20 protein-coding genes are annotated in these 23,903 nt (G+C 63.2%); 8 read left to right on the forward strand and 12 right to left on the reverse strand.

What is annotated here, in order from left to right:
* Positions 1 to 724: 724 nt before the first annotated feature.
* Positions 725 to 1,453, reverse strand: coding sequence for a phosphatase PAP2 family protein (locus AB7M33_RS13785; protein WP_454242980.1), 729 nt, complete (start codon positions 1,451 to 1,453; stop codon positions 725 to 727).
* A 181-nt stretch (positions 1,454 to 1,634) separates the two neighbouring features.
* Between AB7M33_RS13785 and colR the strand changes: the two genes are divergently transcribed.
* The 5 genes from colR to AB7M33_RS13810 all read left to right on the forward strand — a co-directional run bounded on the left by colR (position 1,635) and on the right by AB7M33_RS13810 (position 5,338).
* Positions 1,635 to 2,318, forward strand: a complete 684-nt coding sequence (colR, locus tag AB7M33_RS13790) for a two-component system response regulator ColR (protein ID WP_003255215.1) — start codon at positions 1,635 to 1,637, stop codon at positions 2,316 to 2,318.
* A complete protein-coding gene (locus AB7M33_RS13795) occupies positions 2,308 to 3,618 on the forward strand; it encodes a sensor histidine kinase (protein ID WP_099430357.1) in 1,311 nt (436 codons plus the stop codon). Before colR ends, AB7M33_RS13795 begins: the two co-directional genes overlap by 11 nt.
* 107 nt (positions 3,619 to 3,725) lie before the next feature.
* Positions 3,726 to 4,406: a class I SAM-dependent methyltransferase gene (locus AB7M33_RS13800; RefSeq protein ID WP_027594041.1), complete on the forward strand. Its 681-nt coding sequence runs from the start codon at positions 3,726 to 3,728 to the stop codon at positions 4,404 to 4,406.
* A gap of 6 nt (positions 4,407 to 4,412) precedes the next feature.
* Complete coding sequence (locus AB7M33_RS13805; RefSeq protein ID WP_099430356.1) at positions 4,413 to 5,114, forward strand: lipopolysaccharide kinase InaA family protein; 702 nt, start codon at positions 4,413 to 4,415, stop codon at positions 5,112 to 5,114.
* On the forward strand, positions 5,111 to 5,338 hold the full coding sequence (locus AB7M33_RS13810; protein ID WP_027594043.1) for a hypothetical protein: 228 nt from the start codon (positions 5,111 to 5,113) through the stop codon (positions 5,336 to 5,338). Before AB7M33_RS13805 ends, AB7M33_RS13810 begins: the two co-directional genes overlap by 4 nt.
* Before the next feature lie 179 nt (positions 5,339 to 5,517).
* Here AB7M33_RS13810 and AB7M33_RS13815 read toward each other — a convergent pair whose 3' ends face one another.
* From AB7M33_RS13815 to AB7M33_RS13855, 9 genes are all read right to left on the reverse strand, one after another.
* Positions 5,518 to 8,574: a multidrug efflux RND transporter permease subunit gene (locus tag AB7M33_RS13815; protein WP_454242981.1), complete on the reverse strand. Its 3,057-nt coding sequence runs from the start codon at positions 8,572 to 8,574 to the stop codon at positions 5,518 to 5,520.
* A gap of 12 nt (positions 8,575 to 8,586) precedes the next feature.
* Positions 8,587 to 9,765, reverse strand: coding sequence for an efflux RND transporter periplasmic adaptor subunit (locus tag AB7M33_RS13820; protein WP_099430354.1), 1,179 nt, complete (start codon positions 9,763 to 9,765; stop codon positions 8,587 to 8,589).
* 270 nt (positions 9,766 to 10,035) lie between these two features.
* Positions 10,036 to 11,133 carry a DUF1513 domain-containing protein gene (locus AB7M33_RS13825; protein ID WP_454242982.1) on the reverse strand — a complete coding sequence of 366 codons (1,098 nt, stop codon included), beginning with the start codon at positions 11,131 to 11,133 and terminating at the stop codon, positions 10,036 to 10,038.
* A 2-nt stretch (positions 11,134 to 11,135) separates the two neighbouring features.
* On the reverse strand, positions 11,136 to 12,200 hold the full coding sequence (locus AB7M33_RS13830) for an imelysin family protein (RefSeq protein ID WP_099430352.1): 1,065 nt from the start codon (positions 12,198 to 12,200) through the stop codon (positions 11,136 to 11,138).
* Positions 12,201 to 12,219: 19 nt separating this feature from the next.
* Positions 12,220 to 13,647, reverse strand: coding sequence for a di-heme oxidoreductase family protein (locus tag AB7M33_RS13835; RefSeq protein ID WP_099430351.1), 1,428 nt, complete (start codon positions 13,645 to 13,647; stop codon positions 12,220 to 12,222).
* Positions 13,648 to 13,907: 260 nt separating this feature from the next.
* Positions 13,908 to 15,242 carry an imelysin family protein gene (locus AB7M33_RS13840; protein ID WP_454242983.1) on the reverse strand — a complete coding sequence of 445 codons (1,335 nt, stop codon included), beginning with the start codon at positions 15,240 to 15,242 and terminating at the stop codon, positions 13,908 to 13,910.
* Between the two features lie 147 nt (positions 15,243 to 15,389).
* Positions 15,390 to 17,441, reverse strand: a complete 2,052-nt coding sequence (locus AB7M33_RS13845) for a putative bifunctional diguanylate cyclase/phosphodiesterase (protein ID WP_027594050.1) — start codon at positions 17,439 to 17,441, stop codon at positions 15,390 to 15,392.
* Between the two features lie 266 nt (positions 17,442 to 17,707).
* Positions 17,708 to 18,304, reverse strand: coding sequence for a superoxide dismutase (locus tag AB7M33_RS13850; RefSeq protein WP_027594051.1), 597 nt, complete (start codon positions 18,302 to 18,304; stop codon positions 17,708 to 17,710).
* Between the two features lie 424 nt (positions 18,305 to 18,728).
* On the reverse strand, positions 18,729 to 19,328 hold the full coding sequence (locus AB7M33_RS13855; RefSeq protein WP_027594052.1) for a LysE/ArgO family amino acid transporter: 600 nt from the start codon (positions 19,326 to 19,328) through the stop codon (positions 18,729 to 18,731).
* 97 nt (positions 19,329 to 19,425) lie between these two features.
* Between AB7M33_RS13855 and AB7M33_RS13860 the strand changes: the two genes are divergently transcribed.
* The 3 genes from AB7M33_RS13860 to AB7M33_RS13870 all read left to right on the forward strand — a co-directional run bounded on the left by AB7M33_RS13860 (position 19,426) and on the right by AB7M33_RS13870 (position 22,279).
* Entirely contained in the window at positions 19,426 to 20,322 is an 897-nt protein-coding gene (locus AB7M33_RS13860; protein ID WP_172960427.1) for a LysR family transcriptional regulator ArgP, read from the forward strand.
* 49 nt (positions 20,323 to 20,371) lie between these two features.
* On the forward strand, positions 20,372 to 21,367 hold the full coding sequence (locus AB7M33_RS13865; RefSeq protein WP_085273625.1) for an NAD-dependent epimerase/dehydratase family protein: 996 nt from the start codon (positions 20,372 to 20,374) through the stop codon (positions 21,365 to 21,367).
* 87 nt (positions 21,368 to 21,454) lie between these two features.
* Positions 21,455 to 22,279: an ATPase gene (locus AB7M33_RS13870; RefSeq protein ID WP_454242984.1), complete on the forward strand. Its 825-nt coding sequence runs from the start codon at positions 21,455 to 21,457 to the stop codon at positions 22,277 to 22,279.
* Positions 22,280 to 22,393: 114 nt separating this feature from the next.
* Here AB7M33_RS13870 and AB7M33_RS13875 read toward each other — a convergent pair whose 3' ends face one another.
* Positions 22,394 to 23,443 carry an alkene reductase gene (locus AB7M33_RS13875; protein ID WP_454242985.1) on the reverse strand — a complete coding sequence of 350 codons (1,050 nt, stop codon included), beginning with the start codon at positions 23,441 to 23,443 and terminating at the stop codon, positions 22,394 to 22,396.
* 12 nt (positions 23,444 to 23,455) lie between these two features.
* Positions 23,456 to 23,758 (reverse strand): ArsR/SmtB family transcription factor, encoded by a 303-nt coding sequence (locus AB7M33_RS13880; RefSeq protein WP_099430348.1) that lies wholly within the window; start codon positions 23,756 to 23,758, stop codon positions 23,456 to 23,458.
* Between the last annotated feature and the right edge of the window lie 145 nt (positions 23,759 to 23,903).

The raw sequence follows: 23,903 nt of genomic DNA on the forward strand, positions 1-23,903 counted from the left end.
AAAGCCCCGGCTCGCGAGAGCCGGGGCTTTTTTTGTGCTTCGGTGGTGAACATTGGGGCTGCTTTGCAGCCCATTCGCAGCGCAAGGCTGCTCCTACAGGTGCCACACAGCCTTGTGTGAGCATTGGGGCTGCTTTGCAGCCCATTCGCAGCGCAAGGCTGCTCCTACAGGTGCCACACAGCCTTGTGTGAGCATTGGGGCTGCTTTGCAGCCCATTCGCAGCGCAAGGCTGCTCCTACAGGTGCCACGCAGCCTTGTGTGAGCATTGGGGCTGCTTTGCAGCCCATTCGCAGCGCAAGGCTGCTCCTACAGGTGCCACGCAGCCTTGTGTGAGCATTGGGGCTGCTTTGCAGCCCATTCGCAGCGCAAGGCTGCTCCTACAGGTGCCACACAGCCTTGTGTGAGCATTGGGGCTGCTTTGCAGCCCATTCGCAGCGCAAGGCTGCTCCTACAGGTGCCACACAGCCTTGTGTGAGCATTGGGGCTGCTTTGCAGCCCATTCGCAGCACAAGGCTGCTCCTACAGGTGCCACGCAGCCTTGTGTGAGCATTGGGGCTGCTTTGCAGCCCATTCGCAGCGCAAGGCTGCTCCTACAGGTGCCACACAGCCTTGTGTGAGCATTTGGGCTGCTTTGCAGCCCATTCGCAGCGCAAGGCTGCTCCTGCAGGTTGCTTTTTGTGGGAGCAGCCTTGTGCTGCGAATGGGCCGCGCAGCGGCCCCTCACTCAGGCAACACTGGCCTCCACAGCAGGCGCCTCAACCCGCCCGCGCCGGTACAAAACCAGGTAATACGACCCCAACCCGATCAACCAGCAGAACACCGCCGTCCACACGTTATGCGACAAGAAGTGCGCCCCTTGCATCATCCGCCCGACCGACAGCACCGAACCGGCGACCAGCGCCACCCCCAACGCCACCCGTGCCAGGCGCGGGCGTCGGTCACGCAGTGCAAAGAACAACGCGAACAAGCAGAAGCCGGTCGCAGCATGCCCGCCCGGCCAGCACAGCCCCGGCTTGTCCGTGGCGGGGCGTGTCTCCAGCAGCTTGCTGTAGGTTTCCTTGCCGCCGAACTGGCTCAGGCTCCAGGGGCACTGCACCTGGGTGACCTTCTTCAGTGGTGTCACAAACGCCGTGGACAAGCCCAGCGCCAACACCAGGCAACCCAGCTCCCGGCGCCAACCGAACAAACGCTTCCAGAAGAAACTCACGGCAAAGGTCAGCAAGGCCAGCAGCCCCAGCAGGATCACCACCTGCTTGACCCCATCATGCAGTACGTTCTCCAGCAAATAGCTGTGCCGGCCGATGAATTGCCCGGCAGCCGGGTCGAAGAACAGGTTGGCCACGTCCATGTCGACCGAGGTCAGCTCAAGCAGGATCAAGGCCACTGCCGTCACCAGAGGAATGCCCAGGTACAGCCAGAGATTGATCGGGCGAGGGCGGGTACGTTCGTGCATGACGACTCCAGGGCGCAAAAAAGATCGGGCATTATCGAGTGGGCGCTATCCTGTGTCCGTGAAGGATCGGTGAAAAAACTGTCAACTCCGGTGAATTCTCCCCAGGGGTGGCACAGTGCAGGCATTGGCCTTAAGCTGCGCCTGCCGCGCACCACAGCGAAGCGCCGCACAGGAGAACCCGATGCGCATTCTATTGGTTGAAGACAACCGCGATATTCTTGCCAACCTGGCCGATTACCTCGGCATGAAAGGCTACACCGTCGATTGCGCCCAGGACGGCTTGTCGGGCTTGCACCTGGCGGCCACCGAGCACTACGACCTGATCGTCCTCGACATCATGCTGCCCGGCATCGATGGCTACACCCTGTGCAAACGCCTGCGCGAAGACGCCCGGCGTGACACCCCGGTGATCATGCTCACCGCCCGCGATCAGTTGGACGACCGCCTGCAAGGCTTCCGCTCGGGTGCCGACGATTACCTGCTCAAGCCGTTTGCGCTGTCGGAGCTGGCCGCGCGCATCGAAGCGGTGCTGCGCCGTGCCCAGGGAGGTGGGCGTCGCACCTTGCAGGTCGCCGACCTGAGCTACGACCTCGACACCTTGGAAGTCACGCGCCAAGGCCGCCTGCTCAAACTCAACCCGGTCGGCCTCAAGCTGCTTGCCGTGTTGATGCAGAAAAGCCCCCACGTGCTGCGACGCGAAGTGCTGGAAGAAGCCCTGTGGGGCGACGACTGCCCTGACAGCGACAGCCTGCGCAGCCATGTGCACCAGTTGCGCCAGGTGATCGACAAACCGTTCGAAAAACCGCTGCTGCATACCGTCCATGGCGTCGGCTATCGCCTCGCCGAGGGCCGCGATGGAGTTTAAGCAAAGCCTTGCCCAGCGCATCATCATCGCCTTTGCGTTGATGAGCGCGCTGGTGGCCGGGGCCTTCGCCTTCGGCATCGTCGCGACGGTGCACCTGGTTGAAGAGCGGCTGATTTCCACCGTGCTGGGCGGCGACCTGCAACGCCTGTTGCGCATGGACAGCGTCAGTGACTGGAGCCATCGGCCGCGTCCGGACCAACTGTTCTACTTCAGTGGCGGGCGTGACGATTTCGAGTTGCCCAAAGACTTGCGCCACCTCGACAGCGGCTTCCACGAAGTGTTTCGTGACCAGCTGTCGTACCACGCGATGGTCGAGATCGTCGATGGCCGTCGCTACGTATTGCTGCAAGACCAGAGCGACTTCGAAGAGCGCGAGCGTGTGCTGTTCGCTGTTGTGGTCGTCGGCTTCGTGCTCAGCTTGGTGCTGGCCGTGATCCTGGGCTGGCTGGTGGCGCGCCGGGTGATGGCACCGGTGATCCGCCTGGCGCGTCAAGTGCGCCACCGCGACCAGCTACTCGGCCTGGCACCGCCGCTGGCACCCGATTACGCGGCCGACGAAGTGGGCCAGCTGGCTGTGGCCTTCGACGACACGCTGGGCCGCTTGCGCGACGCCTTGACCCGCGAGCGGCTGTTCACCAGCGACGTCAGCCACGAGCTGCGAACCCCGCTGATGGTGCTGGCCACGTCGTGTGAGCTGCTGCTGGAAAACCAGGCACTGGACCCGCGTGCACGTAGCCAGGTCGAGCGGGTGGCGCGGGCGACCGAAGAAATGCGCGAACTGGTCAAGACCTTCCTGATGCTTGCCCGCGCCCAACGCGATGAGGGTGCCGTGGCCTCCCAAGCGACCTTGCGCGAGGTTGCGGATGAACTCACTGGGGTTTGGCGCGAAACGATCGAGCAGAAGGGGCTCACGCTGTACTTCGACGGCCGCGTCAGCGCAAGCCCGGTGCTGTACAACGCCACCTTCCTGCAATCGGTGATGGGCAACCTGCTGCGCAACGCCGCGCACTACACCGACAGCGGTTACATTCGCCTGAGCCTGGAAGCGAATGGGTTCAGCGTCGAGGACAGTGGCGTGGGCATCCCCGAGGAGCAGCGCGAGGCGATGTTCAAACCCTTCGTGCGCGGCGCTGAGCGGCGTGGCGAAGGGCTGGGCTTGGGCCTGTCGCTGGTGCAGCGCATCTGTGACGACCAGGGGTGGCGCGTCACCTTGACCTCGACCTTGCCGCACGGCTGCCGTTTTCAGGTGGACCTGAGCCAAAGCGTGGAGAAGGGCAGCCCTTCGGGGTTGGTCGGGTAATTTTTGGTAATACCTCTCCAAAGAACTAACACTTTTTTCACATTGGCATAACCTGATTCCAACGCTTGCTTACCTAAGGTGAGCGCACTGGAGTCAGGAGATGCCCAATGCGTAGCCCCATCAAGCTTGAATTTTCCGAGAAATACGACAAAGACCACGCGCGCGAGTATTTCCTCAAGCATCAGGATGGTCTGGCCCGTCGCCTTTCCCACAAGCGTGACGAGCAGTTGGCACGTCGCGCCTTGGCGTTGGCCGGTGAGCCGGGCCTGGTACTTGACCTGCCCTGCGGTGCTGGGCGCTTCTGGCCGTTGCTGGCGGAAAAACCCAACCGAGTCATCATCGGCGCCGACAACTCCGAGGCGATGATCGAGACAGCCTGTGCCGCGCAACCGCCAGAGGTGGTCGCCCGGGTACGCCCCTTGCAGACTTCTGCGTTCGCCATTGACCTTCCTGACAATTCGGTCGACAGCATTTTCTGCATGCGGCTGTTCCATCACATCGGCGAAGCGGCCCACAGAAAGACAATTCTTTCGGAATTTCAACGAGTTAGCCGTGATAGTGTGATTCTGTCGCTGTGGGTGGACGGCAACTTCAAAGCCTGGCGCCGGAAAAAGCTCGAGCAGCGTCGCAGCGCCAAGGCCGAGCAGGACAATTACCAGAATCGTTTCGTGTTACCAGCGGACACGGTCGAAGAAGAATTTGAGGCCGCCGGTTTCAGAATCCAGGAACGCTTGGACTTCCTGCCGTTCTATGCCATGTGGCGAGTCTATGTATTGCGTAAGGGGTAGTGTTTGATGGCTGTAGCCCAGAGTGGGGAGTCGCGGTTCGATTTTTACTGGCGCCAGCAGGGCGAATGGGTCGAGGAACCCAACCAGCGGCGTGGTGGCGAAAGTGGCGTGCAACGCCTCAACGATGCCAACGGCAAACTGCTGTATGCCAAGCGCCAGGTCGGGCACATCTACCGCAGCCTGCTGCACCCCTTTGGCCGGCCGACCGTTTTGCGTGAACTCGATGCCATCAACAGCTTCGAGCAATTGGGTGTACGTGTTCCGCACATCGTCTTTTGTGGTGCCGAGCGCGATGCCGATCATCAATGGCGCGCGCTGCTGGTCAGCGAAGCGCTGGATGGCTTTGTCGAGCTCGACACCTGGCATGCCGAAGGTGCCCGCGAGCGTTATCCTCAGGCGGTGCATGAGCGCATGCTCAAGGACCTGGCGGATAACCTGGCGCGTATGCACCTGGGGCACTGGCAGCACGGCTGCCTGTACGGCAAGCATGTGTTCGTCAAGGTGATCGGTGAGGGCGAACAGGCCCGGGTCGAAGTCGCTTTGCTGGACCTTGAGAAGTGCCGGCGGCGCATCAGCTGCCAACGTGCGGCGGCGAATGACCTGCGTCAGTTGCGCCGCCACTCGTCGTTCACTGATGCGGAATGGCAGACATTGCTCTATTTTTACCAAATGGCGTTTGGCAGCGTTGTCAAAGGGTTAGGGCAATGAAACTAGAAATCGCTCGAGCTTTGTTCCTGGTGGCTGGATTGGCCGTGACCACTGTGGCGGTGGCTGCCTGGGAAGAGCCGAAGCCGACGGTGTTCAGCAAGGCCGAGATGGCTGACCAGTGCGCTTTGCCACGTGTGGCAAAGCCGCAGGAACAGGCCAAGCCGGACCAAGACCTGTTGCTGTTCCTGTTCGGTATGCGTCAGGGATTGCGGCCGTTCGGCTGAACCTGGGTGGTGCTTGAAAACCAGAGGCCCTGCATAGCGGGGCCTCTGGTTTTTTTGTTCGTGAGTACCGTCGGCCAACCACAACCGCGGTAGGAGCAGCCTTGTGCTGCGAAGAGGCCGGTGAAAGCACCCTGAATCTTCGCTGCTGCCACCGGCCTCTTCGCAGCACAAGGCTGCTCCTACCGGGAAATGTCAGCTGGCACAGGTGCCTTGGCCACCGTCTTGTGCGCCAGCAAGGTGTAGATGCAAGGCAGCACAAACAAGGTAAACAACGTCCCGATCGACATCCCGGTCGCAATCACCGTGCCGATATCGAACCGGCTCACTGCCCCTGCGCCGGTCGCCAGAATCAACGGCACCATGCCAAACACCATCGCCGCCGTGGTCATCAGTACCGGCCGCAGGCGGATGGCGGCCGCTTCCTCGATTGCCTCACGCACGCTCAGGCCTTTTTCTTCGCGCAACTGGTTGGCAAATTCGACGATCAGAATACCGTGCTTGGTAATCAGCCCGATCAGTGTCACCAGCCCGACCTGGGTATAGATGTTCATGCTGGAAATACCCAGGAACAGCGGCAACAGCGCCCCGCAGATCGACAACGGCACAGTCACCAGAATCACCAGCGGATCGCGGAAGCTTTCGAACTGCGCCGCCAGCACCAGGAAGATGATCGCCAGCGCCAGGCCGAAGGTTACCCACAACGCGCTGCCTTCCTGAACATACTGGCGCGCCACCCCGGCATAGTCGAAGGCGAAGCCTTCCGGGGCTTCTTCGCGGGCGATGGCCTGCACGGTCTGCAATGCTTCGCCCAGGCTGACCATGGGCACGCCTTGGATGATGGCCGAGTTCAACTGCTGGAACTGGTTGAGCTGGCGCGGGCGGGCGCGGTCGCTGAGGGTGATGAGGGTCGACAGTGGCAGCAACTGGCCCTGGTCGTTCTTCACGTAGTAGTTGTTGAGCCAGCCAGGGTTGTTGCGGTACGGCCGCTCGACCTGGGCAATCACCTTGTAGCTGCGGCCCTCCAGGGTGAAACGGTTGATTTCCCCCTCGCCCAGCAGGGTGGCCAAGGTGCCGCCCAGGGCGTCCATCGAGACGCCCATCTGCGCCGCTTTGGCCCGGTCGATGTCGACCACCACTTCCGGTTTGTCGAAGGCCAGGTCGATGTCGAGGAAGGCGAACTTGCCCGATGCCTGGGCGCGTGCCTTGATACGTTGGGCCACGTCCAGCAGGGCCGGGTAGTCCCCCGCGGTGTTGATCACGAACTGGAACGGCAGGCCCTCACCGGTACCGGGCAGCGACGGCAGGTTGAAGCCGAAGATCTGCAGGCCGCCGATTTCTTCAAGTTTGGCCTGCACCAGCGGCAGCAGCTCCATCTGTGTGCGCTCGCGCTCGTTCCAAGGCTTTAACAGGAAGCCGCCAATGCCGCTCTGCACACCGTTGAAACCGTTGATCTGAAACGACGAGTAATACTCGGGGAAGGCTTTGAACAACGGCGTGAACTGGTCGGTGTAGGCGTTGAGGTAGTCGAGGTTGGCCGGCTGCGGCGAACTGCTGATCATGAAGATCACCCCTTGGTCCTCGTTGGGCGCCAGCTCGTTCTGGGTGAATTTGAGCAGTACCGGGATCAGGCACAGGACAATCACGGCGAACACCAGCACCACCGGCCGGCTGTCCAGGGTGGCGTGCAGCAGGCGCTGGTAGCGCACCTTGAGGCGCTCGAACAGCAGGTCGAGGCGATGGGCAAGGCCCGAGGGGTTCTGTTCCTGGCGCAGCAACAGCGCGCACATCATCGGTGACAGGGTCAGGGCGACGACGCCGGAGATGATCACTGCACCGGCCAAGGTCAGGGCGAATTCTTTGAATAACGCGCCTGTTAGCCCGGTCAGGAAGCCGATGGGGGCATACACCGCGGCCAGGGTGATGGTCATCGACACCACCGGCATGGCGATTTCCCGTGCACCTTCCAGCGCCGCGTCGAACGGCGTCTTGCCTTCTTCCATGTGCCGGTGGATGTTCTCCACCACGACAATGGCATCGTCCACCACCAGGCCGATGGCCAGCACCATCGCCAACAGGGTCAGCAGGTTGAGCGAGTAGCCCATCATCTGCATGAAGAACAGCACGCCGATCATCGACAGCGGGATGGTCACCACCGGGATCAGCACCGAGCGCAACGCGCCGAGGAACAGGAACACCACGACGATGACGATCAGCACCGCTTCGCCGAGGGTCTTGATCACCTCGTCGATGGAGGCCTGGATGAACAACGTGGCGTCGTAGGCAATCGACACTTTCAGCGCCGAGGGCAACTGGCTTTCGAGTTCCGGCATGATGCGCCGGACTTCCTTGATCACCTCCAGCGGGTTGGCGGCCGGTGTGGCCTTGATGCCGATGTAGACCGAAGGGATGCCGTCGAACGAACTGACCGTGTCGTAGTTTTCTGCACCCATTTCGACCCGTGCCACATCCCCCAGCAGCACCCGGCTGTCGCCGCTGGTCTTGACCGGCAGGGCAGCGAACGCTTCGGCAGACTTGAGCTCGGTGCTGGCATTGATGCTGGTGACCACGTACTCGCCTTTTACCTCACCGGCGGCCGAGAGGAAGTTGTAACGGCGCACGGCGTTGGTCACGTCGGTGGCCGAGAGGCCGTAGCCGGCCAGTTTCACCGGGTCGATCCAGATGCGCATGGCGAACACCTGGTTGCCGAGGATCTCCGCTTCGGCCATGCCCGGCAGGGTGGCCAGTTTGGGTTGGATCACTCGGGACAGGTAGTCGGTGATCTGCGGGTTGCTCATTTCCTTGCTGTAGAAGCTGATGTACATCAGCGCCGAGGCGTCGGCGGCCTCTTTGCTCAGCACCGGGTCTTCGGCGTCTTGCGGCAGCTTGTTGCGCACCTCGTTGGCCTTGGCCAGCAGTTCGGTGAACAAACGGTCACTGTCGGCGCCGACGCGCGCATAGATGGAGATGATCGAGAAGTTCTGCCGACTCACCGAGGTCATGTAGTCGATGCCTTCGGCGCTGGCCAGGCTCTGTTGCAGCGGCTGGGTGATGTAGCCCTGGATGGTCTCGGCGTTGGCGCCGGGGTACGCGGTGGTCACCGTGATCAGGGCGTTTTCCATCTGCGGGTACTGGCGAATCTGCAGTTTGCTCCAGGCCTGAAAGCCCAGCAGCAGAATCAGCAGGCTGACGACGCTGGCCAGGACCGGGCGACGGATGAACGGGTCGGTGAACGCCATGCCTGCCTCCTGTCAGTCGTTGTGCGGGGTGCCTTGATCAGCCTTGCCTGGATCAGGAGCGTTTTGCTCAGGTGTGAGCGCCTTGTCCTGGCCGATGCGGATCGCCGCGCCGGGTGTGAGCTTGAGTTGCCCTGCGGTAACCACCTGCTCGCCGGCCTGCAGGCCCTTGCTGACCACCACCACGCCGTCGCGGCGCTCGCCGGTCTGCACGGTGCGCTGCTCGGCGATGAGCGGGGGTTGGCCGTCGTCGGTTTTTTCCGGGTTGCCGTCCTTGTCCTTTTTCGGGGTGGCGACATACACCGAGTTGCCATACAGGGTGTAGGTGATGGCGCTTTCCGGCACCACCACCCGCGGCTGTGGCGCGGGCAGCAAGATCAGCAGGTTGGCGAACATGCCAGGCAGCAGCTTGCCGTCAGGGTTGGCCAAGGTTGCGCGGACCAGCAGGTTGCGGGTGCTTTCCTCGACCTTGGGGTTGATGGCGCTGAGGCTGGCGGTGAAGGTCTGGCCCGGGTAGGCGGCGACCTGCACCAGCACCGCTTGGCCCAGGCTCAGGTGCGGCAGGGCCTGCTCGGGCACGTTGAAGTCGACGTAGAGACTGGACAGGTCTTGCAGGGTGGCGATCACCGTGCCAGCGGCGAGGTAGTCGCCGACATCCACCTGGCGAATGCCGATGGTGCCGCTGAAGGGCGCACTGATGCTTTTTTTGGTCTTCGAGGCCTTGAGCTGATCGACCACGGCCTGGTTGCGCCGGTACTGGGCGGTGAGGCGGTCGTACTCGCCCCGGGAGATGGCCGAGTCGCCGACCAGCTGGCTGCCGCGGCCGAAATCGACCTTGGCCAGCCCCAGGTCGGCCTGGGCGGTGCCGAGCAGGGCGGTTTCCTGTTCGTCATTGAGTTGCAGCAACAGTTGCCCGGCCTTGACCTTCTGCCCGGAGTCGAAGTGCAGGCTTTTGACGATGCCTTCCACCTCAAGGCTCAGCTCGACGCCTTGCAGGGCCTTGAGGCTGCCGACGGCGGGCAGGCGTTCTTGCCACTGGCGTTCTTCGGCCAGCGCTGCCGCCACGGTGATCGGCGGCTTGGGGGCTGTGAACACCTGGATCTGCTGGTAGATCGAGAAGGCCTTGTAGCCCCCGAGGGCCAACACGATCAGCAGAACGACGGCCAACATGATGAGCATGCGGCGGCGAAGCATAGGTCCGGTTCCTTGGAAGCGTGGTTGTTATTCGTTTTGACACGACAACGGGCGATCCTGCCCACGTGTGGATGGGGGAAGTATTGACTGTTTTTTGTAAGTGGGGGAAAGGAATTGAACCGCTAATTTTACGCGGTCCCTGTAGGAGCGGCCTTGCGTCGCGAAAGGGCTGCGTAGCGGCCCCAGGATCTCAGCGTTAATGCAGAAATTGCTGGGGCCGCTACGCAGCCCTTTCGCGACGCAAGGCCGCTCCTACAAGGCCGGTGATAATCAGGCCAGGTGCAGGTGGTTGTCCCAGAACCCGGAAGGCAGGTCCATCGGTTGCCCGATCAGCTCAGCCTTGCGGCAATCGTAGAACCGGCAACGCCCCTGCCCGGAGGTGACGACAAAGCCATCCTTCACCGCGCCAACCCCGGCGCAATCTGGCATCGGCGCATCCAGCTTCACCGCGCCGCTGTCCAGGTCCCAGACAAACAACCGGTTGGCCCGCGGCGCCGTCAGCGCCACCAGCCGCAGGTCGCTGTGAATCGCCACGCTGGCGGTGTACTGGGCCATGGCCTGCAACTGCCGCTCCGGCACCGGAAAGGCCTTGAACGGCTCGCCCGGGCGCTTGATCGCCAGCAGCTCGGCGGTTTCGTCGGCGTCGCCCATGAATTGCTGGCAGGCGGCAATGGTGCCGTCGTCGCCAATTGCCAGGTGACGCACGCTGTTCATCTGCTGGGCGAGGGTTTCCTTGCTCAGCAGGGTGCCGTCGCGGTGCATCAGGACCAGGCTTGGTTGCATGGCGTCGAGGTTCATCTCCACGCGGCTTTCGGCCTCGGTGCGGATGCCACCGTTGGCCACCACCAGGGTTTCCCCGTCCGGCAGCCAGGCCACTTCATGCGGGCCGATGCCGTGGGTCGACAGCTCGCCGCTGTGCACCAGGCGTTCGCCTTCGAAACGGTACACACCGAGCACGCCGCGACCCGGGTCGGTAGTGTCGTTCTCGGTGGTGTACAGCCATTCCCCGCCCTTGTGGATGACCGCATGGCCGTAGAAGTGGCGGTTGGGCTGCGAGACCACGGTTTGCAGCAGCCGCCCATCGCGCAGGTCGACCAGGTAGCTTTCGGTACCTGGGCGGCGGGCGACGAACAGGGCGATCGGCAGCGTTGGGTGGTTGATGATGGCATGGCAACGCTGGGCAACCGGGGTGCTGAACACCTGGGTGCCGTCCAGGCGGAACCCGACGGCGTAATGCTTGCCATCGCCGTCGTCGCGCGCCGAGAGCAGCAGGGGTTCGCTGCCTTTGTTGCGGAACAGGCTCCAGCCGCCCAGGGTGAGGGCGCTGAGCAGTACGCTACCGAGTTTGAGGGCCTGGCGTCGCAGCATGATCAGTCACCGTCGTTGGCATTGAAGCCCAGCTGGATGTTCAACGCCTTGGCCAGCTCGCCTTCGTGCAGGCGGTGGACAACGTTGAGGCTGTCGTAGATCTGGTTGAGGGTCTGCTTGCCGGCGTCGTCGGCCAGCAACTCGCCGAGGGTTTTCTGATTGTCGGCCAGCTGTTTGAGCGCAGTAGCGTAGGCGTCGTCGATCTTGTCTGCCAAGGCTTTCTGGTCGCTGCCCAACAGGCCACGCAGGCCCTTGTTGTCGACCCCGACCCAGACCGCCTGGGCGGCCTTGAGGCTGGCCTCCAGGCTTTTGAGCGAAGCGTGGCTGCGCCAGGCCTCGGCCTGCAGCGGCTGGGCAATGCCCTTGCTCTGGCGGCCCATGGGGGCGCCAAGCTTCTTCTTCAGGGTGTCCAGGGCGGTGACCTGGGCGCGCAGCAGGTCGGCGATGGCCTCGTGGGAATCGGCGTAGCGCTGGTTGGGGAACTTGGTCATCTGCGAGAGCATGCCGTCGGTGCTGTTCCAGCCCTTGAGGATCTCTTCGGCCAAGGCCTTCTGGTGCTCGGCGATGGCCACCAGCAGTGGGCAGTAGCGGGCTTTCTGCTCTGCCGTGGCAACGTCTGGCTTGCTGTCGAAGAGGATGTACTCGTAAGCCGACAGGCCGCGCACCACGACGCTGGCCTTGCCCAGGGCAGCGGCGTCGACGGGTTTGTCACCGTTGACCAACTGCTCGACCTGGCGGCCGACCAGGTTCTTCTTGTCGGGCCAGAACTGCACCTGCCAGGCGCGGTTGCCTTCGGCCAACGGGCCGACCAGCAACGGTTGCAGCTCGGCCCAGGCTTTTTGCGCAGTGAGGAAGTCGGCGCGGGCGGTGTCCAGGTTCGCCTTGCCTTCGCAATAGGCCAGGGCGCTGACGGCCAGCTGGCGATCGGCTTCGACCCAGCGGCTGTAGGTCGGCAGGATCACCTGCTTGGCGATGGCGGCGGAGGTCACGGCTTGCGGGTCCTGCGGCGAGCAGGCACCGAGGGCGAGTGCGGCGAGGCTGGTGAACAACAGTTTGGGTCGGAACATGCCCGGCTCCTTGCGCGTTTTAAAGTGAGTTCAGGAAAGCCAGCAGCGCGGCACGCTGCTCGGCATTGAAGGTGAGGACGAAATTACGTGCCGCTTCGGCTTCGCCACCGTGCCAGAGCACGGCTTCGAGCAGGTTGCGGGCGCGGCCGTCGTGCAGGAACTGGCTGTGGCCACTGACCGTTTCACTCAGGCCGATGCCCCACAGCGGCGGGGTGCGCCAGTCCTGGCCATTGGCCGCGAATTCGGTGCGTTCATCGGCCAGGCCCGGCCCCATGTCATGCAACAGCAGGTCGCTGTAGGGGCGGATCACCTGGCCGGCCAGCTCAGGTTCGGCCGCATTTGCGGCGGTGGTGAACTGCGGGGTGTGACAGCCCTGGCAACCGGCCTGGAAGAACAGGTTCTTGCCTGCCAGCACCTGCGGCGCACCCACGTCACGACGGGCAGGCACGCCCAGGTTGCGGGTATAGAAGGTGACCAGGCGCAGGATGTTGTCGCTGACTTCCTTTTCGCCCCCCATGCCATCGCCATTGGGCGCGGCCAGGCAGTCGACTTGCGCTGCGGTGCAGTCGTCCTTGGGTTGCAGGGTGGAGGTCAGGCCCATGTCGCCGGCAAACGCATGGACGTTCTGCTGGTTGACGTTGGGTTGCCCGGCTTTCCAGCCGAAGCGGCCCACCACGGTCTTGCCCTGGGCGTCATCCCAAACCCGGTTGGCTCGGCCGCGGATGCCGTCGCGGTTGCGGTCGTCCGGGTCTTCGTTGGCCAGGATGTCGGCTTCGGGGATGGCTTCGAGCAGGCCGAGGCCGATCATCGGCGGCGCAACGCGGGCCGAGAAGCGGGTGTCAGGGTGCATTGCCCCGTAGCCCAGCTGGGTGATCTGCAAGCTGGGACGACGCAACTCGACCTGGTGGCCGTCCTTGAACGTGACGGCCTGGTTGGCGTAGGTCACGCGGACCTTGCCCTCCGGCGCCACGCCGGGGATAGCCATGTCCTGCAACTGGGTGCCGTACACGGGCTCGGGGACCACGCCCAGGCGCTCGACCACCTTGGCCAGGTAAGGCTGGTCGGGGATCGACAGGCGCACCAGCATCGACACCGCGTTGCTGTCATTGAGCTCGGGTGGGTGACCGCGGCCATCGCGCACGTGGCAGTTCTGGCAGGCATTGGTGTTGAACAGCGGGCCGAGGCCATCACGCGCGGTGGTGGTGGACGGGGCGATCACCCAGGGGTTGCGGAAAAAACTGTTGCCGACGGCGAAGTCCAGGCGCCGCTCGGGCGAAAGGTTGGCCGAGGGCAGGGAATAGGCATTGCGATCGCTGCGCTGCACCGTCGCCTTGCCACCCGACAGCGCTTCGCCGGGCTCTGCCTGGGTGAAACGCGGGGCGTCGTCACAGGCGGCGAGGGCAAAGGCCAGCAGCAGGGGAGAGAGTCTGAACAGCGACGAGGACATCAAGGATCCTGGGCGTGAGCGAAAAACCGGCGTGCAAGCTTAGCAAAGTGGGGATGTTTGAATAAGAGCAATTTGCAATTGCTGGATGAAATCAGTGTCAGGTACATCTGTTGCCTGTGCTGGCCTCTTCGCGGGTAAACCCGCTCCCACACAGATCTCAGGAATCATGCCGTCCTGGTGGGAGTGGGTTTACCCGCGAAGAGGCCAGAAGCAAAAAAGGCGACCCAAAGGTCGCCTTTATCAGAACCGCTACAGCCGAATCAGAACTCGTGATCCGCAGTATCCGGGTTCAGGTTGGCAATGCCCAGCTTGCCAGCAGCCTGTTCGATCGCGCCGGTCTGCTTGACCAGCGAGGCGATGGCGTCACGCACGACTTGGTTGCCAGCGGCGTTGTCGGCAGCGATCAGTTGGTCGTAGTGCTCGCCTTTCAGGGCGTGGTCGACGATCACCTGGATCTTCGCTTCGGTGGCTTCCAGGTCGGCCTTCAGGGTGGCGTCGGTAGCCGGGTCGACCTTGGCCACCAGCGACGACAGGCTCGGGCCGGTCAGCTTGGTGCCATCCGGGCGGGTGTACTCGCCCAGGTAGACGTTACGGATACCCTTGGCGTCGTAGTAGTGCGAGTAGTGGGTGTTGTCGCTGAAGCAGTCTTGCTCGTCTTCAGGCGAATTGGCTTCCAGCGAGACCTTCATGCGCTCGCCCGCCAGTTCGCCCAGCGACAGGCTGCCCATGCCGAACAGCATCTTGCGCAGGCCGTCGTTGACCGGCTCGGCTTCCAGGGTGGCGCGGTAGTTGTCGGCAACGTTCGGTGCCCAGTTGCCGACCATCTCTTCGAGGTCCTTGACCAGCAGGTCGGTGGCCGCCTTCAGGTAGGCACGACGGCGGTCGTTGTGGCCGCCAGTGGCACCGTTGCCTTCCAGGTAGTCGGAGGCAGGGCGGTTGCCAGCGCCTGGGCCGGTGCCGTTCAGGTCCTGGCCCCAGAGCAGGAATTCGATGGCGTGGTAGCCGGTGGCGACGTTGGCTTCGGAACCGCCCAGCTCGTTCAGGCTGGCCAGCTTCTCTGGGGTGATGTCCTTGACGTCGACCTTCTCTTCGCCGACCTGGATCTCGGTGTTGGCGATGATGTTGGCGCTGGCCGCCGGGTTGCCCAGGGCGTGCTCGTAGCTCTTGTCGACGTAGTCGATCAGGCCTTCGTCCAGGGGCCAGGCGTTAACTTGGCCTTCCCAGTCGTCGATGATGGTGTTGCCAAAGCGGAAGGCTTCGCTCTGCAGGTAAGGAACGCGCGAGGCGGCCCAGGCGTCCTTGGCGGCTTTCAGGGTTTCGTCGTTGGGCTTGGCCAGGAACGCGTCGACTGCCGTCTGCAGGGCCTTGGCGGTGCTCAGCGAGTCGCTGTACACGGCGTAGACCATGTCGGCGTAATGCTTGACCACGGCCTTGCCGGCCGCTTCATCGACAGCCCCAGGCGCGGCGGCGGTGGTGCTGGCGGCAGCAGGCGCTTGCGCTTGCGGAGCAGCGGCCTTGTCATCCTTTTCGCCACATCCGGCGAGCGCGATGGCGATGGCCAGCAGACTGGCGGAGGCCAGAGGCATTCGAATCATTGTTGGTTTCCCTGCGTCGTGTGGTTGGACCGTGCGCCGTGGCACGCGAAACCGCAACATCATGCGAAAGATTTGCATTTGCTGTAAAGAGGCGAGCGCGCAATTCATGTAAATGCCCGTCACGGCCTGTAACCGGGGGCGCCAGGGCTACAGCATGGACACCTGATTGCGCTGTGCCTGCTTGAGGTAACTGGTCAGCTCGCGGGCCGACAGTGGCTTGCTGTAGTGGTAGCCCTGACCCTCGTGGCAACCCTGGGCGATGATGTAGGTCTCCTGCTCGGCGGTTTCCACGCCTTCAGCGATAACCTGCATGCCCAGGCTTTTGCCCAGCTGGATGATGGCGCGCACGATGGTGGCGTCGTCATCGTCGTCGAGCAGGTCCTGGACGAAGCTCTTGTCGATCTTGATCTTGTCCAGCGGCAACGACTTCAGGTAGCTGAGCGACGAGTAGCCGGTACCGAAGTCGTCAATGGCGATCAGTGCCCCGGAGCGGCGCAGGCTGAGCAGGTGCTGGGCGGCGGTGCTGATGTCTTCCATCAGGCCGGTCTCGGTCACTTCCAGCTCCAGGCTGCGCGGCGGCAGGCGGTAGGCCTGCAGCAGGTTGTTGACCACGCGTGGCAGTTCGCTGTGGTGCAACTGCACGGTCGACAGGTTGACCGCCATGCGCAGGTCGCTGAAGCCCAGGTCGTGCCATTCGCGCAGCTGCCGGCAGGCCTGGTCGAGTACCCATTCGCCGATGGTGATGATGTTGCCGTTCTGCTCGGCCAACGGGATGAACTGGTCGGGCGGGACCATGCCCAGCTCCGGGTGTTGCCAGCGCAGCAGGGCCTCGACGCCAACCACGCGGTGGTCGCGGTAGCTGATCTGCGGCTGATACACCAGGTACAGCTGATTGCGCGGCAGGGCTTCGCGCAGGTCTTTTTCCAGCTCGCGGCGGCGGCGCATCTCACTGTCGACGCTGGCGATGTAGAACTGGTAACGGTTGCGTGAGCGGGCCTTGGCCAGGGTCATGGTCTGTTCGGCTTTTTGCAGCAGCTTCTCGGTGCTGTCGCCGTCTTCTGGGAACAGGGTGATGCCGATGGTGGCACGCAGGCGGATCTGCTGATGGTCGAGGTCGAAGGGCACCTCCAGGTCATCGAGGATGCTCTGGGCCAGCTCGGCAGCCTCATACGGCTGCTCGATGTTGGCCTGAACCAGGGCGAACTGGTCGCCACCCAACCGCGCCAGCGCCCCCAGGCGGCCACTGTGGGCGCGCAGGCGGTCGGCCAGGGCCAGCAGCAACTGGTCACCGACCTGGTAGCTGAACTGCTCGTTGATGCCTTTGAAATCGTCCAGGCCTACGCACAGCACTGCGACGCGATGCTGCAGGCGGCCGCCATCGACAAGGATCTTGTCCAGCTGTTGCTGCAGCTGCTGGCGGTTGGGCAGGCCGGTGAGGAAGTCGTACTGGGCCATGCGTTGCAGGCTGTTCTCGGCCTCGTGGCGCAGGTGGGTATTGCGCTCGATGGAGGCGAGCAGCTGGTTGGCTGTGTTCACCCACAGGCCCAGTTCGTTTTTCTCGTGGCCCTTGAGCAGCGGGATCTGGTGCTGGCTGGGGCGATCGGGGTTGATCTGGGTAAGGTGCTCGATGATTTTCGACAGTGGCTTGGTCAGCAGCCAGTGGTAGACCAGGTACAACACCAGGCCCATGGCCAGGGCGCGCAGCACGCCGGAGATGAAGATGATCACGGCGTTGATCAAAAAATCTTCGCCGTAAGACGAGGTGTCGAGGGTGATGCTCAGGTCGCCGTAGTATTCGCTGTAGGGGCCGCGACCGACCAGTTGGGTGGTGTAGGTGCGTTCCTGGCCGAGGATCAGGTCGGTCAGCCAGCGCATGGACATATCCTGCAGCGGGCGGGACTTTTCGGCCAGCATGGTTTCATTGGGGTGGCCGATGGATGCCATGCGCACCGATTCGTCCTGGAACAGGCCTTCCATCACCTGCATGCCCATCTCCCGGTCAAGGCTGTACACCGCCTGGGTAGAGGGGTCACGGAACATGTCGAGGATGCGCTGGGCATCGTTGTCGACAGCCTGGCGGGTCTTGTAGGTGTCGTAGACGATTTGCGCACAACTGAGCACGACGCCCACTGCGAGCGCCGACAGCAGCACGACCCTGAGCAACTTGACCGACAAGCTGTTCCGCAATTCCAGCTTCAATGGGGTTTCCTTAATCCATGCGCATGGCATCATTTTGCCATCAATGAAACCAATACACTATCGGCCGGTGTGCCACGGACACAGCGCGAGAAGCGGGGTTGTCCTGGGCAGTATATCGGTCGCCTGGCCCTGCAACTTGAGTGCGCTGTATCAAGTTTCCAGAGGTTTGATGTTAGCGTGCAATCCGTGCTGAGCAAGAGGCTGTTACAGGCCCATAAAAAAACCCGGCACCAAGGCCGGGTTCTTCGTTCAAGGCTGGATATGCATCAGGCCTTGAAGGTCTTGCCTTCGAACTGTTCGGCAACGAAAGCCCAGTTGACCAGGTTCCAGAACGCCTCGACATACTTCGGACGCACGTTGCGGTAGTCGATGTAGTAGGCGTGTTCCCAGACGTCGCAGGTCAGCAGCGGGGTGTCGCCATTGGTCAGCGGGTTGCCGGCGCCGATGGTGCTGGCCAGGGCCAGGGAACCGTCAGCTTTCTTCACCAGCCAGCCCCAGCCGGAGCCGAAGGTGCCGACGGAAGTCTTGGTGAACTCTTCCTTGAACTTGTCGAAGGAACCGAAAGCGGCGTTGATGGCTTCGGCCAGGGCACCGGTCGGTTGACCACCGGCGTTAGGTGCCAGGCAGTTCCAGTAGAAGGTGTGGTTCCAGACTTGAGCGGCGTTGTTGAAGATACCGCCCGAAGAGGTCTTGACGATCTCTTCCAGGGTCTTGCCTTCGAATTCGGTGCCTGGGACCAGGTTGTTCAGGTTCACGACATAGGTGTTGTGGTGCTTGTCGTGGTGATACTCCAGGGTTTCCTTGGAGATGTGCGGCTGCAGGGCATCGTGGGCGTACGGCAGCGGCGGCAATTCAAAAGCCATGGTGGATCTCCTGATTCAGGTCTATTTGCGGTTTGCGCAAGGCCGATCACGGGCGGCCCGATCAACGTCGGCGAGTTTGTACTCTTTGCGACGCGAGGGCTGGATCATAGCACCGGGCCCGGCGCATAACCACGCAACAAAGATAGGGAATAGAGGTTCCAGAGCGGTTGGCCGGTGCCGACCAGTGGTGTTTGCCGCGGCGTTTGTATCGCCTGTGAGATCGAGCGCCGCCCGCGCGGCGCTTCGCAGCACAAGGCTGCTCCCACATTTGTTTCGGTCCAGTGAGGCCTGTGGCATTTGTGCGCGTTTGCCCCAGGAATAATTGGCCCGAAAAAATGTAGGAGCAGCCTTGTGCTGCGAAGCGCCGCGCGAGCGGCGCTCGATCTCCCAGGCGCTGAAACTGCCGTGCCAAGCACTTGCGCATTCAGCTAAAAATCAGCTGCGCCGCCACCGCGAACATCATCACCGCCACCATCAGGTCGAGCATCCGCCAGGTCGCTGGCCGCGCCAGCCACGGTGCCAGCCAGGCCGCACCGATCGCCAAGGTCGAGAACCACAGCAGCGAAGCACTGGCCGCCCCCGCCACATAGGCCCCGGGCACTGTCTGCTGGGCACCGAGCGAGCCGATCAGCAGCACGGTGTCGAGGTACACATGGGGGTTGAGCAGGGTCACCGCCAGCGCACTGAGCAACACCGCGCGGCGCGAACGCATGCCCTGGCCTTGCTGGTGCTGCAGGCTCTGCTTGGAGCAGGCGCTGCGCAGCGCCTTGGCGCCGTACCAGAGCAGGAACACCGCGCCGCCCCAACGGGCGATGGCCAGCAGCGTCGGGTTGTGCGCCAGTACCGTGGCCAGGCCGAACACCCCGGCAGCGACCAGCAGGGCGTCGCAGACGATGCACAGGGCCGCCACCGGCAGGTGGTGCTCGCGGCGCAGGCTTTGCGCGAGGACGAAGGCGTTCTGCGCGCCGATGGCCATGATCAGGCCGAAGGCCACCAGCATGCCGTTCAAATAGCTTTGCCACATGGCGGTGTACTCCAGAAAATGAGCCATAAACGATGCTGGCTATTGTGGTGATTGGCGCTGTATAAGAAAAACAAATAAAGCTGATCAGGCATTAGGAATATCGATGTTCGACTACAAGCTGCTGGCCGCCCTTGCGGCGGTGATCGAACAAGGCGGCTTCGAGCGTGCGGCGCAGGTGCTGGGGCTGTCGCAATCGGCCATTTCCCAGCGCATCAAGCTGCTCGAAGCACGGGTTGGCCAGCCGGTGTTGGTGCGGGCCACGCCACCGAGCCCCACCGAGGTCGGGCGCCAGCTGCTCAACCATGTGCAGCAGGTGCGTCTGCTAGAGCGCGACCTGCAACGCCAGGTGCCTGCGCTGGACGAGGAGGGCATGCCGGAGCGTTTGCGGATTGCCCTTAACGCCGACAGCCTGGCCACTTGGTGGGCGGGCGCGGTCGGCCGGTTCTGTGCCGAACAGAACGTGCTTACCGACCTGGTGGTGGAGGACCAGGAAGTTGGCCTTAAACGCATGCGTGCCGGTGAAGTGGCGGCCTGCCTGTGTGGCAGCGAGCGGCCAGTGGCTGGCGCGCGCAGCCTGCCGCTGGGCGCGATGCGCTACCGTGCACTGGCCAGCCCGGTGTTCATGGCGCGGCATTTCCCCCGTGGGTTCGAGGTCAAGCGCTTGGCACGCACGCCCGCGATCGTGTACGGCCCGGACGACTTCCTGCAACACCGCTACCTGGCATCGCTGGGCATCGAGGACGGTTTCCTGCACCACTTGTGCCCTTCGTCCGAAGGGTTCCTGCGCATGACCGAGGCGGGGTTGGGCTGGGGGCTGGTGCCTGAATTGCAGGCGCGCGAGCAGCTGTCCAGCGGGCAATTGGTGGAAATATGCGCCGATACTCCCATCGATGTGCCGCTGTACTGGCATCATTGGCGCAATGGCGGGCAACTGCTCGCGCAACTGACCGATCACCTGCGGCACACGGCACGGCAATGGCTGGTGCCCTTGTAGCCACGGCCGGCGTCAGTTGCATCTGAAATCTGGCAAGGCGGAGTCTTACATGCGAATTCTGGTCACCGGCGCGAGCGGCTTCATCGGCGGGCGCTTTGCGCGCGTTGCCCTGGAGCAGGGCCTGGACGTGCGGGTCAGCGGCCGACGTGCCGAAGGTGTCGAGCACCTGGTCAAGCGCGGCGCGCAGTTCATCCCCGGCGACCTGGGCGATGCCGAGCTGGCCCGGCGCCTGTGCCAGGGCGTCGAAGCGGTGGTGCACTGCGCAGGCGCGGTGGGCAACTGGGGGCGCTACCAGGATTTTCACCAGGGCAACGTGGTGGTCACCGAAAACGTGGTCGAGGGTTGCCTGAAGGAGCATGTGCGACGCCTGGTGCATCTGTCGTCGCCGTCGATCTACTTCAATGGCCGTTCGCGCCTGGACATCCGTGAGGACCAGGTGCCGCGCCGCTTCCACGATCACTATGCGCTGACCAAGCACCTGGCCGAGCAGAAGGTGTTCGGTGCCCAGGAGTTCGGCCTGGAAGTGCTGGCGCTGCGCCCGCGCTTCGTCACTGGGGCTGGGGATGCCAGTATTTTCCCGCGGCTGATGCAGATGCAACGCAAGGGCCGCGTGGCGATCATCGGCAACGGCCTGAACAAGGTCGACTTCACCAGCGTGCACAACCTCAACGAGGCGTTGCTCAGTGCCCTGTTCGCCGACGACCGCGCCCTGGGCCAAGCCTACAACATCAGCAATGGCCACCCGTTGCCACTGTGGGATGTGGTCAACTACGTGATGCGCCAGATGCAATTGCCGCAAGTGACCCGGTACCGCTCCTACGGCCTGGCCTACAGCCTGGCGGCGCTCAACGAAGCGGCGTGCATGCTCTGGCCGGGGCGGCCGCAGCCCACCTTGTCGCGCATGGGCATGCAGGTGATGAGCCGCGATTTCACCCTGGACATCAGCCGCGCACGGCAGTACCTGGACTACCAGCCCAAGGTCAGCCTGTGGACGGCCCTGGATGAATTCTGCGGTTGGTGGAAGCATCAGCCACTTGGCCAGTGAACCTGGCGCAGGGATGATGGTCATCAGTGCGCCGCACGAGCGGCTTATACTCATGTCTCTTTGCTACTACCGCGGTTGAATTAATCCATGCGCAACGATGCCCACGACGATTTCGATGATGTGCCAGCCCTGCGTGCCGGTACCCCTGATGATGACGAGCTGTTGCCAGCGCACGTTTCGCGCAGCCGCCAGAAGGCCGCAAGGCCGGCCAGCACAGGCCCGCTGTGGGCGCTGCTGGTGGCCTCGTTCATTGCCTTGGCCGGGCTTGGCTGGTGGAGCTTTCAGCAGATCTCGCTGATGGAGCAGCAACTGGTGGCCACCCAGGAAAGCTTTGCGCGCATCAGCGAAGAAGCGGCGGGGCGCCTGCAGGCCATCAGCGGCAAGGTCGATGCCAGCGAGTCGACGACCAGCACCGGCAGTGAGGCGCTGAAGCTGCAGATCCGCCAACTGCAGGCCAGCCTGGCCGAGCAGGGCAAGCAGCAGCAGGGTGTAGCGGGGCAGACCGGTGACCTGGGCAAGCGCCTGGAGCAGGTGCTGGCCGATACCCGCGAACAGCAGAAAGCCGTGAACGAACTGCAGACCCAGTTGCAGGCGCAATTGAAGGCCGTGAATGGCGAGCTGGCGGCGCTGAAGTCAGGCCAGGTCGATGGCGGCAAGCTCGACGGGCAGCTCAAGAACCTGAGCGACGAAGTGGCAGCGCTGAAAAAGCAGGGTAACCCGAGTGCGGCGATCCAGAGCCTGGAGCAAGACATGCTGGTGTTGAAGAGCCAGGTCGACAATCGCCCCGCGGCGGCGCCGGGCGGTGCCTCGGTGCAGGAGTTCGATGCGTTCCGCGGGCAGACCACCCGCAGCATCAACACGCTGCAGGGCCAGATCCAGAACCTGCAGCAGCAGATCAAAGCGCGCCCCTGAAGACCCCGCGTGCCCTGTAGGCGCAGCCTTGTGCTGCAAAGAGGCCAGTGTAGGCATGACCGTTACGTGCAAGCCTGCACCGGCCTCTTAAAGCACAAGGCCGCGCCTACCCGATCACATCCGTGGGTAGTCGATATACCCCACCGGCCCCTTGCTATAGAAGGTTTCCGGGTGTGCCTGGTTCAAGGGCGCATCCGCTGCCAGGCGCGCTGGCAGGTCCGGGTTGGCAATGAACGGCACACCGAACGCCACGGCATCCGCCTTGCCAGTGGCCAGCGCGGCATTGGCAGTGGCCTTGTTGAAGCGCTCGTTGACGATGTACGGGCCACCAAAGGCCTCTTTGATCAGCGTGCCGATGCTGTCGTCGGCTTCCTTCTCGCGTGAGCAGATGAAGGCGATGCCGCGCTTGCCCAGTTCGCGTGCCACGTAGGTGAAGGTTTCGGCACGGTCAGCGTCGCCCATGTCGTGTGAATCGGCACGCGGCGCCAGGTGCACGCCTACGCGGTTGGCCCCCCACACTTCAATGGCGGCGTCAGTGACTTCCAGCAGCAAGCGTGCGCGGTTTTCCAGCGAGCCACCGTAACGGTCGGTGCGCTGGTTGGTGCTGCTTTGCAGGAACTGGTCGAGCAGGTAGCCATTGGCACCGTGGATTTCCACACCATCGAAACCTGCGGCCTTGGCGTTTTCGGCGCCGCTGCGGTAGGCCTCGACGATGTCGACGATCTCTTCGGTTTCCAGCGCCCGCGGGGTCGGGTAGTCGCTGAGCGGGCGCACCAGGCTGACATGGCCCTTGGGCTGGATCGCGCTGGGGGCCACCGGCAGTTCGCCGTTCAGGTAGCTGGGGTGAGAAATGCGGCCCACATGCCACAGTTGCAGGAAGATGCGCCCGCCGGCGCCATGCACGGCCTTGGTGACATTGTTCCAGCCACGCACCTGTTCGTCGTTCCAGATGCCTGGGGTGTCTGGGTAGCCGACCCCCATCGCCGTGACCGACGTCGCCTCGCTGAGGATCAGCCCGGCGCTGGCGCGTTGCACGTAGTACTCGGCCATCAGCGCGTTGGGCACCCGGCCTTCATCGGCGCGGCAGCGGGTCAGCGGGGCCATGATGATGCGGTTGGGCAGTTGCAGGTCGCCCAGCGTGATCGGGTCGAAGAGCGTAGTCATGCGGTTTCCTTTTCAGAGCGCTTGGCTCAACTGTTCGAGGAAGGCCTGAATGGTCTCCTCATTGCGTTTGAAGAAGTGCCATTGGCCGATCTTCTGGCTGCTGATCAGGCCGGCGCGCTGCAAGATGGCCAGGTGAGCAGAAACGGTCGACTGCGACAGGCCGCAGCGTTGGTCGATCTGCCCGGCACAGACACCGTGTTCGGTGCTGTGGTGCTGGTCAGGAAACTGCGTTGCCGGGTCCTTCAGCCAGTCGAGGATTTCTCGCCGGACCGGGTGGGCCAGGGCTTTTATTATGTCGTCTAGATCGAGGGGCATGGGGTGTGGCTCATGGTGAAGCGGTCGATTGCGATAGGGGGACTGTAAATCGGTATTTCGCGATATACAAATATGAAGAGGTTCTGAGCTGAGCACCAATCGCTATATCGCGTTATGACGATATAGGCGGTGGCGGTGCTAGACT

It is taken from the genome of Pseudomonas sp. Y3 TE3536 (genome assembly GCF_053629175.1).

Bases quoted from the DNA above. Each gene is read 5' to 3' on its own strand.
- AB7M33_RS13785 (WP_454242980.1), bottom strand. From the start codon at position 1,453: ATGCACGAACGTACCCGCCCTCGCCCGATCAATCTCTGGCTGTACCTG.
- AB7M33_RS13870 (WP_454242984.1), top strand. From the start codon at position 21,455: ATGCGCAACGATGCCCACGACGATTTCGATGATGTGCCAGCCCTGCGT.
- AB7M33_RS13820 (WP_099430354.1), bottom strand. From the start codon at position 9,765: ATGCTTCGCCGCCGCATGCTCATCATGTTGGCCGTCGTTCTGCTGATC.
- AB7M33_RS13880 (WP_099430348.1), bottom strand. From the start codon at position 23,758: ATGCCCCTCGATCTAGACGACATAATAAAAGCCCTGGCCCACCCGGTC.
- AB7M33_RS13815 (WP_454242981.1), bottom strand. From the start codon at position 8,574: ATGGCGTTCACCGACCCGTTCATCCGTCGCCCGGTCCTGGCCAGCGTC.
- AB7M33_RS13810 (WP_027594043.1), top strand. From the start codon at position 5,111: ATGAAACTAGAAATCGCTCGAGCTTTGTTCCTGGTGGCTGGATTGGCC.
- AB7M33_RS13840 (WP_454242983.1), bottom strand. From the start codon at position 15,242: ATGATTCGAATGCCTCTGGCCTCCGCCAGTCTGCTGGCCATCGCCATC.
- AB7M33_RS13855 (WP_027594052.1), bottom strand. From the start codon at position 19,328: ATGTGGCAAAGCTATTTGAACGGCATGCTGGTGGCCTTCGGCCTGATC.
- colR (WP_003255215.1), top strand. From the start codon at position 1,635: ATGCGCATTCTATTGGTTGAAGACAACCGCGATATTCTTGCCAACCTG.
- AB7M33_RS13850 (WP_027594051.1), bottom strand. From the start codon at position 18,304: ATGGCTTTTGAATTGCCGCCGCTGCCGTACGCCCACGATGCCCTGCAG.
- AB7M33_RS13825 (WP_454242982.1), bottom strand. From the start codon at position 11,133: ATGCTGCGACGCCAGGCCCTCAAACTCGGTAGCGTACTGCTCAGCGCC.
- AB7M33_RS13875 (WP_454242985.1), bottom strand. From the start codon at position 23,443: ATGACTACGCTCTTCGACCCGATCACGCTGGGCGACCTGCAACTGCCC.
- AB7M33_RS13830 (WP_099430352.1), bottom strand. From the start codon at position 12,200: ATGTTCCGACCCAAACTGTTGTTCACCAGCCTCGCCGCACTCGCCCTC.
- AB7M33_RS13805 (WP_099430356.1), top strand. From the start codon at position 4,413: ATGGCTGTAGCCCAGAGTGGGGAGTCGCGGTTCGATTTTTACTGGCGC.
- AB7M33_RS13835 (WP_099430351.1), bottom strand. From the start codon at position 13,647: ATGTCCTCGTCGCTGTTCAGACTCTCTCCCCTGCTGCTGGCCTTTGCC.
- AB7M33_RS13800 (WP_027594041.1), top strand. From the start codon at position 3,726: ATGCGTAGCCCCATCAAGCTTGAATTTTCCGAGAAATACGACAAAGAC.
- AB7M33_RS13865 (WP_085273625.1), top strand. From the start codon at position 20,372: ATGCGAATTCTGGTCACCGGCGCGAGCGGCTTCATCGGCGGGCGCTTT.
- AB7M33_RS13795 (WP_099430357.1), top strand. From the start codon at position 2,308: ATGGAGTTTAAGCAAAGCCTTGCCCAGCGCATCATCATCGCCTTTGCG.